Annotated in this window: 13 protein-coding genes; 3 read left to right on the forward strand and 10 right to left on the reverse strand. The window is 73.9% G+C overall.

The features are described from left to right. Positions 1 to 6: 6 nt before the first annotated feature. Complete coding sequence (locus ACZ4SV_RS02755; protein WP_468000857.1) at positions 7 to 1,356, reverse strand: DUF6716 putative glycosyltransferase; 1,350 nt, start codon at positions 1,354 to 1,356, stop codon at positions 7 to 9. Between the two features lie 198 nt (positions 1,357 to 1,554). On the opposite strand from ACZ4SV_RS02755, the gene ACZ4SV_RS02760 reads away from it, so the two are divergent. After that, the gene (locus ACZ4SV_RS02760; RefSeq protein ID WP_365883213.1) at positions 1,555 to 2,535 is read left to right on the forward strand and encodes a glycosyltransferase family 2 protein; all 981 of its coding nucleotides are present in this window, start codon (positions 1,555 to 1,557) and stop codon (positions 2,533 to 2,535) included. Beyond that, complete coding sequence (locus tag ACZ4SV_RS02765) at positions 2,535 to 3,887, forward strand: polysialyltransferase family glycosyltransferase (RefSeq protein WP_468000859.1); 1,353 nt, start codon at positions 2,535 to 2,537, stop codon at positions 3,885 to 3,887. Before ACZ4SV_RS02760 ends, ACZ4SV_RS02765 begins: the two co-directional genes overlap by 1 nt. Before the next feature lie 310 nt (positions 3,888 to 4,197). On the opposite strand, the gene ACZ4SV_RS02770 is transcribed toward ACZ4SV_RS02765, so the two are convergent. From ACZ4SV_RS02770 to ACZ4SV_RS02785, 4 genes are all read right to left on the reverse strand, one after another. Then, positions 4,198 to 5,550 (reverse strand): polysialyltransferase family glycosyltransferase, encoded by a 1,353-nt coding sequence (locus ACZ4SV_RS02770; protein ID WP_468000861.1) that lies wholly within the window; start codon positions 5,548 to 5,550, stop codon positions 4,198 to 4,200. Next, a complete protein-coding gene (locus ACZ4SV_RS02775; RefSeq protein ID WP_365878743.1) occupies positions 5,547 to 6,533 on the reverse strand; it encodes a glycosyltransferase family 2 protein in 987 nt (328 codons plus the stop codon). The genes ACZ4SV_RS02770 and ACZ4SV_RS02775 overlap by 4 nt, the downstream gene beginning before the upstream one ends. Before the next feature lie 110 nt (positions 6,534 to 6,643). After that, the gene (gene leuE, locus ACZ4SV_RS02780) at positions 6,644 to 7,294 is read right to left on the reverse strand and encodes a leucine efflux protein LeuE (protein ID WP_468000863.1); all 651 of its coding nucleotides are present in this window, start codon (positions 7,292 to 7,294) and stop codon (positions 6,644 to 6,646) included. Positions 7,295 to 7,357: 63 nt separating this feature from the next. Further along, a complete protein-coding gene (locus tag ACZ4SV_RS02785) occupies positions 7,358 to 8,959 on the reverse strand; it encodes an acyl-CoA mutase large subunit family protein (protein ID WP_468000865.1) in 1,602 nt (533 codons plus the stop codon). A gap of 83 nt (positions 8,960 to 9,042) precedes the next feature. On the opposite strand from ACZ4SV_RS02785, the gene ACZ4SV_RS02790 reads away from it, so the two are divergent. Further along, positions 9,043 to 9,960, forward strand: a complete 918-nt coding sequence (locus tag ACZ4SV_RS02790; protein ID WP_468000867.1) for a L,D-transpeptidase family protein — start codon at positions 9,043 to 9,045, stop codon at positions 9,958 to 9,960. A gap of 223 nt (positions 9,961 to 10,183) precedes the next feature. Here ACZ4SV_RS02790 and ACZ4SV_RS02795 read toward each other — a convergent pair whose 3' ends face one another. The 5 genes from ACZ4SV_RS02795 to ACZ4SV_RS02815 form a co-directional block, all read right to left on the reverse strand. Then, positions 10,184 to 11,269 (reverse strand): hypothetical protein, encoded by a 1,086-nt coding sequence (locus tag ACZ4SV_RS02795; protein ID WP_468000869.1) that lies wholly within the window; start codon positions 11,267 to 11,269, stop codon positions 10,184 to 10,186. Next, positions 11,269 to 11,931: an RNA polymerase sigma factor gene (locus ACZ4SV_RS02800; RefSeq protein WP_365879902.1), complete on the reverse strand. Its 663-nt coding sequence runs from the start codon at positions 11,929 to 11,931 to the stop codon at positions 11,269 to 11,271. The genes ACZ4SV_RS02795 and ACZ4SV_RS02800 overlap by 1 nt, the downstream gene beginning before the upstream one ends. Before the next feature lie 374 nt (positions 11,932 to 12,305). Continuing rightward, on the reverse strand, positions 12,306 to 12,908 hold the full coding sequence (locus ACZ4SV_RS02805) for an RNA polymerase sigma factor (protein WP_468000871.1): 603 nt from the start codon (positions 12,906 to 12,908) through the stop codon (positions 12,306 to 12,308). Between the two features lie 149 nt (positions 12,909 to 13,057). Next, positions 13,058 to 13,477: a hypothetical protein gene (locus ACZ4SV_RS02810; RefSeq protein WP_397970081.1), complete on the reverse strand. Its 420-nt coding sequence runs from the start codon at positions 13,475 to 13,477 to the stop codon at positions 13,058 to 13,060. Between the two features lie 155 nt (positions 13,478 to 13,632). Then, positions 13,633 to 14,214 carry a hypothetical protein gene (locus ACZ4SV_RS02815; protein ID WP_468000873.1) on the reverse strand — a complete coding sequence of 194 codons (582 nt, stop codon included), beginning with the start codon at positions 14,212 to 14,214 and terminating at the stop codon, positions 13,633 to 13,635. Between the last annotated feature and the right edge of the window lie 22 nt (positions 14,215 to 14,236).

Below are 14,236 nucleotides of genomic sequence, written 5' to 3' on the forward strand. Positions count from 1 at the left end.
GTGAGGTCACAGCTCGCCCATCCGCCGGATCACGGGGGCGACCCGCTGGACGCCGTGCCGGTAGGCGCCGCGCGCGGCCCGGCGCACGATCTGCCGGACGGGGCCGGGTGCCTTGTCCGCGGCGGGCGCGCCGGGCAGCGGTACGCCGTCGGGGCCGAGGTGGTGACGGGCGAGGATGCCGGGCAGGTAGCCGGGCGCGGTCTCGGGGGTGTAGTAGGGGTTCAGCGGCGGCAGGCCGCCGGAGCGGTCCAGCAGCCCGGCGATCCGTTCGCGGGCGGCGTCGAACGCGGTGGCGTAGGACTCCTCCCCGGCGGCGACGCCCTGCCGGGCCACCCACTCCTCGTCCGGCTCCGGCCGGTGCCCGGCGTCCAGCCGGTCCCAGGAGGCGAGGCAGCCGGAGCCGGTGAAGTGGTGGTTGCCGAGCCCCTCGCGCACCCCGAGGTCGGTGAGCACGGCCGTGGGGATACGGCGGTGCAGGGCCTCCAGGGCGGCGGTGGAGCTGACCGTGACCAGCAGGTCGGTACGGTCCAGCACCTCGCCCATGTGCCCGTACACCAGCCGGAGGTTGGCCGGGAGGTCCTTGCCCTGGGCCAGCTTCTGGTACGGCAGTTCCTCGATGTGGGTGGTGTGTTCGCCGGGCTTGGAGCGCAGCTTGAGCAGCACCTCGCGCTCGGGATGCCGGCGGGCGTGCGCTATGAGGCGGTCCAGCAGGTAGGTGCGGTCCCGGCGGTTGTCCGGCACGGACGGCTGGGCCGCGAAGACCACGGTGTACGGCTCGTGCGGGCCGGCGTAGGGCGCGCCGCCGAGGAAGGGCAGGGCGACCTCGGTGACCGCGGAGGCGTCCGCGCCCACGCCCTCGAACACGGCCCGGAACCGGTTCGCGTCGTGGCGGGAGTTGGCGAGGACGAGGTCGGCGCCGTGCCGCAGCAGCAGTCCGTCGGTGAGCTTCTCGTAGACGACCCCGACATAGCCGGTGACGACCACGGGGCGCGGCCCGGTGCCCCAGGCGGCGCGCAGGCCGTGCAGCATGGCCTGCACCCCGCCGCCGACCAGGGCGAGCACGAGGACGTCGTACGGCGCTCCGCCCGCCTCCCCCGCCGGTTCCGGGCCGGGGCCGGCGGTCATGGCGCGCAGGAACTCGACTCCGGTGACCTCGCGCAGGGAGTCGGCCTCGACGCCGACCTCGCCGAGCTGACGGGGGGTCGGGGTGGCGCGTCCCCGCAGGAGGTAGCCGTCGAGCCGGACGCCGGCAGCCGCCGGAGTGAGCCGCCGCGCGGTGAGCGCGCCCCACTTCCACCGGGTGTCGGAGTCCGCCAGGACGGCGACCCGCAGAGACTTCGTAGCACTTACTGGCACACCGAAGACGCTAGGAAGCGAGGGAGAGGTCCCGCCCAACCTGAATGCAACAAATGGTTAACAGCACATCTCCGTCAGGAGAATCAGCCCCGGAACGGCGCGAAAAACAGCCCGGTTCACAGCTTTGCCACGTGCAGTTCACCTGGAATCAAGCAGCCGGTCAGGGTGCGGGCCGGGCCGCCCTCTACCGTCGTCCGGGTGGTGAAGCTCTCGGTGATCGTGCCGTTCTACAACGTCCAGCAATACGCGCCAGACACGCTGAAGAGCCTGCGTGCGAACACGCGTGAGGACTTCGAATTCATTCTCGTCGACGACTGTTCGAGCGACGAGACGCCGGAAATCCTCGCGCACGCGGAACGCGAGCTTCCCGGCGCGGTGCTGGTCAGACACGAGCGGAACGGAGGGCTGGCCACCGCGCGCAACACCGGCATCGACCGGGCGCGCGGCGAGTACCTGACGTTCCTGGACGGCGACGACTGGCTCGCGCCCGGCTACTACCCGCGGCTGGTTGCGGCCATGGACGAGCTGGGCTGCGACTTCGTCCGCACCGACCATGTGCAGTGCACCGGCCGGGCCCGCGCCGTCCACCGCGTCCCGCAGGGCCGCCGCGATGTCGTGCTGAACCCGCGGGCGGCGATCCTGCCGGCCGACCGGTCCACCTCCGTGGACTACGCCTACGCCTGGGCGGGCATCTACCACCGCCGGCTCGTCGACCGGGGCCTGCTGCACTTCACCCACGGGCTGCGCACGGCCGAGGACCGGCCGTGGATCTGGAAACTGCACCGCGAGGCCGATTCCTTCGCCGCGGTCGGTCTGCTCGGTGTGTACTACCGGCGCGGTGTGGCCTCCTCGCTCACCCAGATCGGTGACGTGCGGCAATTGGATTTCCTGCGCGCATTCGACCAGGTGATCGAGGAAACGGCCCGGGATCCCGAGGCCGATAAGCTGCTGCCGAAAGCCGTGCGCACCTATTGCGCCATCATGGCTCATCACCTCGGAACGATCGAGAGGTTCGAACCCGCCGTGGCCCGACAATTGCGTTCCCTGAGCGCAGCCGCGCTGAAAAGACTTCCGCAGGACGTGCTGGCGCAGGTCATGGACTCGATGGACGCCCAGCGCGCGAGCCGGCTGCGGCGGCTCAGGCGCCGGCCGACGGCCCACCGGACGGCGGCCGTCTGATGCCCGGCACCACCCACATCTTCTGCGTGTCGACGCTGTACGGCGCCGCCACGCTGGCCGCCGCCCTCGACGCGGGGCTGTTCGGTCCGGCCGACCGCCGGCTGCTCCTCGTCACCAACAACGCGGCCAATCCCGAGACCACCCCGTCCGTCGACCGGATGCCGGGCTTCGGGACCATCGGGGACCGCTTCGACGGGGTGCTGTCCTGGAACGAGACCATCGCTCCCCTGCACCCCAGCGGCTGGGGCCCGCGCGCCAACGACATCCCCATGTGGGAGCGGTACGTGCGGCTGCTCTGGGGGCTCGGTGACGACCGGGTCCGGCTCACCGTGGAGTCCGTGCAGGTCAACCCGGCGCTCGCGCTGTGCCAGTTGTTCACCGGTGCTCCCGTCGACGTCTACGCGGACGGCCTCATAAGCTATGGCCCCACCCGGGACAAGATCGATCCGCTGGTCGGCACGCGCGTCGAGCGCCTGCTCCATCTGGACCTGGTTCCCGGGCTGACCCCGCTGCTGCTCACCGAGTTCGGCGTGCGCCCAAAGCTGGTGCCCACCGGGGCGTTCACGAAGGTGCTGGAGGAACTCGCGGCGGACGGGACGGAGCTGCCCGGCACCGGCGAGCCGCGGCCCGCCCTGCTCCTCGGCCAGTACCTCTCCGCGCTGGACATCCTCAGCGCCGCCGAGGAGGAGGAGCTGCACCTGCGGATGGTGCGCGGCGCGGTGGCGCTCGGCCACCGCCGGGTGGTCTTCAAGCCGCACCCGGTGGCGCCCGCCCACTGGTCGCGGCTGCTGCGGGAGGAGGCGGACCGGCTCGGCGCCGAACTCGTCGTACTGGACGTGCCCGTGCTCGCGGAGGTGGCCTTCCGGAAGCTGCGGCCCGCGCTGGTCGTCGGCTGCTTCTCCACCGCGCTGTTCACGGCGGCCACGCTGTACGGCCTGCCGGTCGCCCGGACCGGCACCGACACCGTGCTGGCCCGGCTCGCGCCGTACCAGAACAGCAACCGGGTGCCGGTCACCATCGCCGACGCGCTGCTGCCCGACCTCGGTGACGCCGCGGGCGTGTCCGGCTGGTCGCCGCCCGGACCGGAGCGCGTGGCGGAACTGGCCGCGCTGCTGCGGGCGGTGGGCTTCGCCATGCAGCCGAAGATCTATCCGGAGCTGCGGGCGGACGCCGAGAGCTATCTGTCCCGGCATCTAGACGCCCGCACCTGGCGGTACTTCAAGCGCCGCCGGCTGACCGCGCTGGCCCTGCCGGGCGCGGTGCCCGCGCAGTTGTCGTTCATCCCGCGCAGCCCGACCGTGCGCCGGCTCGCCCGCCGGGCCCGGGCGCTCGCGCCACGCGCCAGACGCTGAGCGGCGCGGCCGGGCCGGGCCCGGCCGGTCCTGGGCAGGGACCGGCCGGGGGCCCGGGCGGGCCGCTCAAGGCTCAGGTGGCCGCCCGGGGCTCGGGTGGGCCGCTCGGGGCTCGGGTGGGCCGCCCGGGGCTCAGGCTGGCCGCCCGGGGCTCAGGCTGGCCGCCCGGGGCTCAGACAGGCCGCCCGGGGTTCGGGCAGGCCGCCCGGGGTTCGGGCAGGCCGCCCGGGGTTCGGGCGGACCGCCCGGGCGCGCCCGAGCGGCCCACCGGGGGTTTGCCGGGCGGGGCCTACCGCCCGGCGGGCGGGGTCTACCGCCGGCGGGCGCGGATCTGCTTGACGGCCTTGCGCACGACAGGGTGGCGGCGCAGGGCCTCGGCGCGCACGGGGGCGGCGCCGGGCAGGCGCAGACTGGTCAGGCGCCGCTTCTTGAAGTACTGCGGGTACTCGGCGAGATGGGCGGTGAGCCAGGCGGCCGCCTCCTCGCGCAGCTCCGGGTGCTTACGGGACTGCATGCAGTAGCCCACGGTGCGGACCAGCGGGCCCAGCCGCCCGCCGAGCGTGTCCAGCGGGAGCGGGGTGCCGGTCACGTCGCGTTCGGCGTCGGGCAGGGCCGCGTCGATGAGGGTGAGCGGGACCCGGTTGCTGTTCTCGTACGGTGTGATGCGCTCCAGGAGCAGGTCCGTGCCGACCCGGGCGACCGGGATGCCGTAGAAGGCGGCGGCCGTCATCAGCGCGGTGGAGAAGCAGCCGATGACCAGTTCCGGCTTCAGCCGGGCGAAGACGGTCTCGGCGAGCACGGGTTCGCTCAGGACGGTCAGCCGCAGCCCCAGCTCCTGTGCCGTCGCCTCCAAGGACGTGTTGTAGGCGGACGGCGCGCTGGGGTGGGGCTTGAAGAGCACGTCGCGGTGGCCGGCGCGGGCGGCGGCGCGCACCATGCGGACGTGGAGTTCCTCCTCCTCGTCCTGGGTGATCAGGTTGATGGCCGAGAGGTACTGGCCGAGCAGCACGGCGGTGGGGCGGTGCCCGGCGGGGACCCGGTCGGCGAGGATCCCGGCGCCCTCCTCGCCGAGCTGCGCGAGGACGTCGACCATGGCCTCGTTCGGCACGGCCTCGGCACGGACGCCGTACTCGGACAGGAGCAGCGGACGCAGCCCGGGTATCAGGTCCAGGTGGAGCACGCGCGCGATGCGGCTGCTCATGCCGTGCGGGATGCGGTTGCGGGTGGGGCCGTAGCTCATCAGGCCGTCCGCGTACACGTGGATCGGGCTGTCGGCGAAGATGTCGGCGACCGCGCGGGAGGGGTTGGCCTGGATGGACTCGCAGGCGATCTCGACCGGTTCGTCGTCGTCCAGGTCCCAGGCCCGGCGTACGGCCTTCTCCCACAGCACCAGGTCCTGGCCGCGCGGCGACCAGCCGGCCGGGTGGTGCGGGGAGATGAAGTCGTTCCAGGAGCGCACCTCGTCGAACTCGGGGCGCAGCCGCTCGAACCCGGCCATCCGGTCCAGCGGCGTGCCGACCTCGGGCACGGCAGCGGTGTTGCTGACGACGAGGATGCGGCGGTGCTCGGCGCGGGGGCCGAAGAGTCCGGCGCGCAGGGCGGCGGTGACGGTGGCGGCCGCGTACTGGGTGGCCGAGAAGAAGATCTGGGTGGTGCCGCTCATGCCGCGACTCCCTTCATGCCGCCGCGGATGCGCCGCAGGACGTCCACGCGTTGTTCGCCCATGCCGACGAGGGCCTCGGTCAGTTCCGGCTCCGTCATCCGGCCCAGCGCCTCGGCGGCCAACTGCCGGAGCTGGGCGGCGACGCTGCGCTCGAACCGGTCGCGCTGCAGGAGCTGGTGGGCGATGACGACGCAGTAGTTGCGCAGCGCCTTCTTGCGCAGCCGGCCGGCCTCGGGGTCGTCGGCGAGTTCGCCGAGGACGAGGTCGAAGGAGCGGAAGAAGTCGAGCTGGCGGACGTCGCCGATCTGCGTCAGGGAACTCGCCACGCCCCTGCGGTAGAAGACGCCGCGCAGGCTGGCGACGGCGTAGGAGTCGGCCCTGCGGTGCAGGTCCCAGATCCACGGCCGGTCCTCGGCGGTGCGGAGCCCGTCGTGGAAGCGCAGCAGGCCGCGGTCGAGGAGGCGCCGGTGGTAGATCCCGGCCCAGGCGTAGGGGTAGTCGACCATCGTCGTGACGTCGACCGGCAGGATCGAGGTGCGCGGGTCGAGCGGGACGTGGCGGCGGCCTTCCGGTGCCCGGTGGACGGCGCGCTGGATGCCGGTGACCTGGACGTGGTCGGTGCGCACGAAGTCGACGTCGAGGCGTTCGATGGTGTCCACCAGCCGGGTCAGGTAGCCCGGGGCCAGCCAGTCGTCGCCGTCGAGGAAGGTGAGGTACCGGCCCTCGGCCGCGTCGATGCCCGTGTTGCGGGCGGTGGCCAGTCCGCCGTTCTGCTCGTGCCGTATCACCCTGCTGTTCTTCAGCCCTTTCGTCAGCCGCAGCAGCGCCTCGTAGGTCCGGTCCTTGGTGGACTGGTCCTCGACGAACAGGAACTCGAAGTCGTCCCGCGCGTTGTTCACCAGGCTGGTCACGGTGTCGGGGACGTACCCCTCGATGTTGTAGCAGGGGACGATCACTGACAGTTTCGGTGGGAGGCTGGGCACGCGTACACCTGGACTTTCTCCGGGACAGATTCCTGTGACGGTAAGAAAATCTCGACGCCGCATCCCAACGCAGGTCTGGCCGACAGGTGAACTCGGGGTGACGAGATGGTCTAAGCGGCGGCCAGGGACAGCTTCACCGCGAAGCCGAGGAACAGGGCGCCCGCCGCGGAGGTGGCCGTGGCCGCGAGGCGCTTGCGGCGGCGGAAGGCGGCGGCGAGCCGGGTGCCGCCGAATATCAGGGCGCTGAGGTAGAGGACGCTGGCCGTCTGCGCGATGGTGCCGAGGACCGTGAACGACAGGGCCGGGTAGGCGTAGTCGGGGTCCACGAACTGCACGAAGAAGGCGACGAAGAAGAGGATCGCCTTGGGGTTGACGAGGCTGACGACGAAGGCGCGGCGGAAGGGCCGTTCGTCGGCGGTCCGCGCGGCTGCCGCGGTCTCGGCGGTCTGCTCCCGCCGGGTCCGCCACAGCTGCCACGCGGCCCGCAGCATCCCGATCGCCAGCCAGGTCAGATAGCCGGCACCGGCGTACTTCACGACGTCGAACAGCAGGGCGTTGGCCTGGAGCAGGGAGGCCACCCCGGCGGCGGACAGGGTCATCAGCACGGTGTCGCCGCACCACACGCCGGCCGCCGCCGTGTACCCCGCCCGGACGCCGCGGCGGGCGGCCACGGACAGGACGTACAGGGAGTTGGGGCCGGGCAGCAGGACGATCAGGATCTGGCCCGCGAGGTAGGTGGGGAGGTCGATGACGCCGAACATGGGTGGAGTGTCGCACGCGGGTACGACACCGGGGTACGGGCGGGGAGGAACGCGGCGCGCGGGTCAGAACGTGTCCGACGGCACGTGGCTGCCCCAGACCTCCCGCAGCGCCCCGCACACCTCCCCCACCGTCGCCCGCGCCCGCAGCGCCTCCTTCATGGGGTACAGCACGTTGTCCGCGCCGTCCCCGCCGCCCCCGCCGCCCTCCGCGCTCCTGCGCAGGGCGTCCAGCGCCGCGGCCACCGCCCGCCGGTCGCGGCCGGCCCGCAGTCGCGCGAGGCGTTCGGCCTGCCGGGACTCGATCGCCGGATCCACCCGCAGCGGCGCGTACGGCTCCTCCTCGTCCAGCCGGAAGCGGTTGACGCCGACGACGACCCGCTCGCCGGAGTCGGTCTCCCGCGCGATGCGGTAGGCGTTCCGCTCGATCGCGGACTTCTGGAAGCCCCGTCCGATCGCCGCGGCCGCCCCGCCCAGCTCCTCGACCTTCCGCATCAGCTCCAGCGCCGCTCCCTCCACGTCGTCCGTCATCCGCTCCACGGCGTACGACCCCGCGAAGGGGTCCACCGTGGCCGCCACGTCCGTCTCGTGCGCCAGCACCTGCTGCGTCCGCAGCGCCAGCCGCGCGCTCTTCTCCGTCGGCAGCGCCATCGCCTCGTCGAAGGAGTTGGTGTGCAGCGACTGGGTGCCGCCGAGCACGGCCGCCAGGGCCTGCACGCAGACCCGGGCCAGGTTCACCTCCGGCTGCTGGGCCGTGAGCTGCACTCCGGCCGTCTGCGTGTGGAAGCGCAGCATCAGCGACCTCGGGTTCCGCGCGCCGAACTCCTCCCGCATCACCCGCGCCCAGATCCTGCGCGCCGCCCGGAACTTGGCGACCTCCTCCAGCAGCGTCGTACGGGCCACGAAGAAGAACGACAGCCGGGGCGCGAAGTCGTCCACGTCCATGCCGGCCGCCACCGCCGTACGGACGTACTCCATACCGTCCGTGAGGGTGAAGGCGATCTCCTGTACGGGTGACGCGCCCGCCTCGGCCATGTGGTAGCCCGAGATCGAAATCGTGTTCCATCTCGGGATCTCGGTCTTGCAGTACCGGAAGATGTCCGCGGTCAGCCGCAGCGAGGGCCCGGGCGGGAAGATGTACGTGCCCCGCGCGATGTACTCCTTCAGCACGTCGTTCTGCACCGTGCCGGTCAGGCGGTCCGCGGGGACACCCTGTTCCTCCGCCACGAGCTGGTACAGCAGGAGCAGCAGCGCGGCCGGCGCGTTGATCGTCATCGACGTGGACACCCCGTCCAGCGGGATGCCGGCGAAGAGCGTCCGCATGTCCTCGGCCGAGTCGACCGCCACGCCCACCTTGCCGACCTCGCCGTGGGCGATCGGCGCGTCGGAGTCGTGGCCCATCTGCGTGGGCAGGTCGAACGCGACCGACAGGCCGGTCGTGCCGTGGGCGATGAGCTGCCGGTAGCGGGCGTTGGACTCGGCCGCCGTACCGAACCCGGCGTACTGGCGCATGGTCCACGGCCGGCCCGTGTACATCGTCGGGTGGACCCCCCGGGTGAACGGGTACGCGCCCGGAGCGCCCAGCTTCCGCTCCGGGTCCCAGCCGGTCAGGTCGGCCGGCCCGTAGACCGGCTCGATCGGCAGTCCCGACTCCGACTCACGCGCCATGGGTGCCTCCGCTGTGCGGCCCGTACCCCCTCCCCACCATGCCCCGTAGTTCGGCGGCGGTCACGCCGGGGAACATCCCCGGCATGAGGATCCCGGGGAGACCCGCCGCCCTGCTCGCGTCGGCCGCCGCGCTCACCACGCTCGCCGCGCTCTGCGGCTGCACCGCGCAGCCACCGGACCCCGACGCCAAACACGGCCTGCCGGTCCACGTCCGCCCGCCCGCCCGCCACGCTCCCGCCCCGGCCCGTACGGCCGCCTCCGCCCCCGCGTCCACTCCCGCGGCCGCCACCCCGTCCGTGCCCGCCTCGCCGTCCGCACCCGCCCCGCCCCCCGTCCGGGCCACGCCCACCGTGCCCGCCGCGCCCCCGCCCCTGGTCGTGTGGGCGCGCGGGGACAGCGGGCCGGGCGTCCGGGAGCTCCAGGCGCGGCTGCGCCAGGTGGCCTGGCTGTCCACCTGGCCGACGGGAGCGTACGACCAGCCGACCGAGCGGGCCGTGCGGGGCTTCCAGCGCAAGCGGGGGCTGCCGCCGACCGGGGCGCTGGACACCGTCACCTGGCAGCGGCTGCTGGCCATGACACACCGGCCGGCCCGCTGGGAGCTGTACCGCCCGGCCGCCCGGCCGGCCGCCGCGCCCGACGCGCGCTGTCTGACCGGCCGGGTGCTGTGCATCGACAAGACCAGCCGGACCCTGCGCTGGATGATCGACGGGCGCACGCTCCAGACGGTTTCCGTCCGGTTCGGCACGCAGTACACACCGACCCGCGAAGGTGTGTTCCACGTCTACTGGAAGTCACGGCACCATGTGTCGACGCTCTACCACTCGCCGATGCCGTACGCGATGTTCTTCAGCGGCGGCCAGGCCGTGCACTACTCCGCCGACTTCGCGGCACGCGGTTACGCGGGCGGTTCGCACGGCTGCGTCAACGTGCGGGACCGGACGGCGATCGCGCGGATGTTCGCCCAGGTGAGGGTCGGCGACAAGGTCGTCGTCTCCTGGTGAGATGCGGGGCGCGGGCGGGACCGGGGGAACGTGTCCCGCCCGCGCCGGGTGCACGAGCCGTGGGTACGGGGGGAACCCCGGCTCCGTGCGACGGCCGATGACCAGTCGGCTCACTCAGTACTGCGTCACGGGCTCCAGAAACGTCACACCTCGCGTCGAAAAAATTTCGGCCGTGCGAACACCGCAGGTCAGAGCGGGTGACGGGCGAGCGGGGGCGGGTGCGTCAGAGCGCGGAGTACGTCGGGCCGGGCGTGGCGGCCGGCTGTCCGTGGCCGGGGCCGCCGGGGTGCGGGGCGAAGGCGGAGGGAGCGGGCGCGGCACCGCGGTGCCGGCGACCCTCGCCCTGGCCGGGGCGGGCCGGGCCGTCGTCGTCCCCCTTGCCCTGGCCCTGGCCCTGGCCACCCTTGTCTTTCCCGTCCTTGCCGCCCTCGTCCTTGCCGTCTTCGCCCTCGCCGTCCTTACCGTCTTTGCCCTTGCCGTTCTTGTCCTTGCCGTTCTTGCCCGAGTCGCCCTTGCCCTGGCCGTTCTTACCGGTGTTCTTGCCGGTGTTCTTGCCCTGGCCGTTCTTGCCGGGGCTCTTGCTCCGGCCGTTTCCGGTGCTCCCGCTCAGGCCGGCGTTCGAGGTACCGGGGGCTGTGGAGGGCGCACCGGAACCGGTACCGGCGGTCCGGTCGCCGGGGCCCGCGGCCACCCCGGAGCCGGGGCTGGCGCCGGTGCCGCGGTCGCCTTCCGTCCGGCCGTCCAGCGTGTCCGTGCCGGTGTCCGTGCCCGCGCCCGGCGTGGCCGACGGCGGCGAGGTGAGGTGCGGCCGGCCGGTGGCCGTACCGGCGGAGGCGGAGGCGCCCGGGCGGGCGGGCTCGTCACCGAACGGCGTGGGCAGCACCCCGCTCCCCGCGGCCACGGCGACCCCGCCGAGCGTGCCCACGGTCACCGCGGCGGCGAGCGCCAGGCGCACCGGGCGGCCCCAGCGGGGGCGCCGGGCCGGGATTCCGGTACGCGTCGGCGCCCCGATGCGTACCAGGCCGGCGTCGGCGCCGGGTACGGCGGGACGGCTTGCGGCGGGGGCGTGGACGGTGCCGGCCCGCTCCGCCCCGGCGGCCTCGCGGGCCTTGCGGAACGCGGCCAGGGCGGCCTGCTCGCCGGGGAGTTCGGTGTCGGCCCCGGCGGTCTGCGCGGACAGCGCGCCGAGCACCCGGGAGAGCCGTTCGGCCTGGTCACGGGCGCGGGCATCGACGGCTTCCAGCGACTCACCGCGCAGCAGGCGTTCCGCCGTCTCACGGTTCAGCCACTTGTCCTGCTCGTCGGCCATCACATGTCCTTCTGCGTCCGCGCACGCGTATGCGTCACAGTTGCAGACGTCACCGCGCCGTGGCGCGGTTCTCGCTGTGGCGGGAGGGCGTCGAGTCCGCCCGCCGATTCCGGATCCGCGCCGATCAGCTCGGCGAGCCGTTTCAGACCCCGGTGCGCGGCGGTGCGGACGGCGCCCGCGCGCTTGCCGAGCGTCGCGGCGGCGGTCTTGGCGTCCAGGCCCACGACCACGCGCAGGACGACCGCCTCGGCCTGGTCCTGCGGAAGCCGGGCGATCAGCGAGAGGGTGCTGTCGGTGGCCAGGGCCTCGATGGCCTCGCCGGCGGTGTCGGACTCGGCGGCCCGGCCGGTCAGCTCGGTCTCGTCGCCGCCGATGGCGGGGCGCCGGCCGCGCATGCGTATGTGGTCCAGGGCGCGGTTGCGGGCGATCCGGGCGGCCCAGCCGCGGAACCGGTCGGCGTCCCCGCTGAACCGGTCCAGGTCGCGGGCGATCTGGAGCCAGGCCTCGGACGCGACGTCCTCGGCGTCCGGGTCGCCGACGAGCGTGCGGACGTATCCGAGCAGTCGGGGATGCACCGCGCGGTACACCGTGCGGAACGCGGTCTCGTCCCCGTCCTGTGCCGCACGCACCGCGGCGGTCAGCTCCGCGTCGTCCCCCAGCACCGTACTCCCTTTACGCCTGTCTTCGGTCGGCGCGAAAGGCACGTTACGGCGTTAAACCGCTGCTCGTCCACGTTCGTGGAAGATGCAACTGACTCGTGACCGGGCGCGGATGTGACCGCGCCGTGGCGGGGTGTGACACAAACCGCACGCCCGGCGCTGAGGGAAGTACGGGCCGTCCGCGGCCCGTCCGCGCGACGGCCGGGGCCTCTCCTGTGGGGGGTGGCGGCCCCGGCCGTTGCCTTCGGGATTCCCCTCGCCTGCGGTCCTTCTCGGCCGTACCAGGCCGTGCGCCGCGCCCGGTGGCTCCGGGTGCCCAAGTCCGCTGCCGTGCCGTTCGGGCATTCCGTTTCCCGACGCCCCGTGTCCGGTGGGGTTCAGCTTGGGAGGTCGGGGTTCGGTAAGCCGTCGGAGAGGAGGCGGCGGGCCAGGCGGCGCAGGCCCCGGTACGCGGCGGTGCGGACGGCGCCGGGGCGTTTGCCGAGGACGCGGGCGGCGGCCGGGCCGTCGAGGCCGACGACCACCCGCAGCAGCACCGCCTCCGCCTGGTCCCGGGGCAGCGCGCGCACCAGTTCCAGGGCGTGCTCGGTGGACAGCGACTCCAGCGCCTGGTCCTGGGTGCTGTGCCGGCCGGGCAGTTCCAGGGCGTCCTGCTCCAGCCGCGCGGCCCGGGGCCGGGTCCGCTGCCGGCGCAGGTGGTCCAGCGCCCGGTGCCGGGCGATGGTCGCGGTCCAGCCGCGGAAGCCCGCGCCGTCGCCCCGGAACCGGCCGAGGTCCCGGGCGATCTCCAGCCAGGCCTCGGAGGCGACGTCCTCCGCGTCCTCGCCGACCAGGCCGCGCACATAGCCGAGCAGGCCGGGCTGCACGATCCGGTAGGCCACCGCGAACGCGGTCTCGTCACCGGCCTGGGCCCGCGCGACGGCCGCGCCCAGCTCCGCGTCCCGCGGCTGCGGGCGGCGGGATTGCCCTCCCTGGCCCAAGACCGTCCTCGTTCGTGCCGAGTTCCTGGCCACTGCGTGGCGCCTGCCTCACGGTGCGACACGCTCCGGCCGTGTCGGTCGCCCTCCACGATCATCAGCGTCGGCCCGGACGGAAGTGTCACAGCCGGCCGGCGGTCCCGGACGGCAGGTCAGCCGCGGATGCCCGCGGTCGCGTCCCGGCACAGCAGCCGGAGCGAGCCGTGGCCGCCGTAACAGCGGCGGGCCTCTTCGAGGGGGTCCCAGAGCCGGCCGTCCGGAGTGCGCACCCAGTGCTCACCGCCGGTCGCCCACCACTCCGCGCCGGTCTGGCGGACGATCACCTCGCCGGCGTAGGCGCCGAAACCGCGCAGGACGCTCTCGACGGCCGCGTACGGCGGTCCCTCCCGGCGTATCTCCTCGATCATCCGGTCCACCCGCCACAGGCTCTGCGCCGAGTAGTCGAGCCGGATCCGCGCGCCCTCGCGCATCGTCGCCACCGCGTCCGCCGCCCACCGCACGGGCTTGGCCGCGGCGGACGGCCTGGTCTCCTGCCGCGCCGTGCCGGGCCGCGCGGTCGCCTGGGCTGTCACCTGAGCTGTCACTTCGGCTGTCACATAGGGAAGAGCGAGCCGGGGCGAGGTTCCGTCACCCGGATTCGAAACGTTTCTCCGGACGTTCCGCCCACCGTCGCAGGACCGCCCCACGACCGCCGCACATCCGCCGCACCACGGGCACAGCTCCGCGGTCACACCTCCGCGACGCCGCGCGCCCGGCGCGAGACCACCGCGCCCAGCACCCGGCGGCCCTCCGCCGACACCTCCCGCGCCCGGCGCAGCCCCTGCGCGCCGTGGTCCGCGAGGAGGTCCAGGACCGCGGCCTGGCGGCGCAGCTCGGCGGCGACGAGCGGCGGCAGCCCTACGGCGTCCCCGGCGTCCCCCTCCCCCGTGGCTTCCGCGTCCCCCGTCTCGTCGGCGTCCTCCGTGCGCCCGGCCGCCGGGTCGAGCAGCCGGTGCACCCGCAGCGAGGCGGCCGAGCAGGCGCCGGCCCAGGGCCGTACCGCGTCGGCGGTGCGCGCGGCCGGGGCGGAGTCGAGCATGCCGCGGACCAGCCGCGCGGCCTCGTCGGCGGCGGACGGCGCGGCGCCGAGCGTGTCGCGGGCCCGGGCGAGGTCCGCGGCCCAGCCGGAGCCGTCGGCGAGGCTCACCCACAGCGGGCGCAGCAGTTCCTCGTCGCCGCCGAGCAGGGGAAGGCACCGATCCAAACAAGCCAGTGCGCTGGCGGCCAGTCCGCGTTCGTCGGCCTGTGCGATCCGTTCCACCAGGCTCATGAAGCCTCCCTCACCAGGGCGC

The sequence above is a fragment of the Streptomyces sp. NPDC027672 genome (assembly GCF_055566335.1).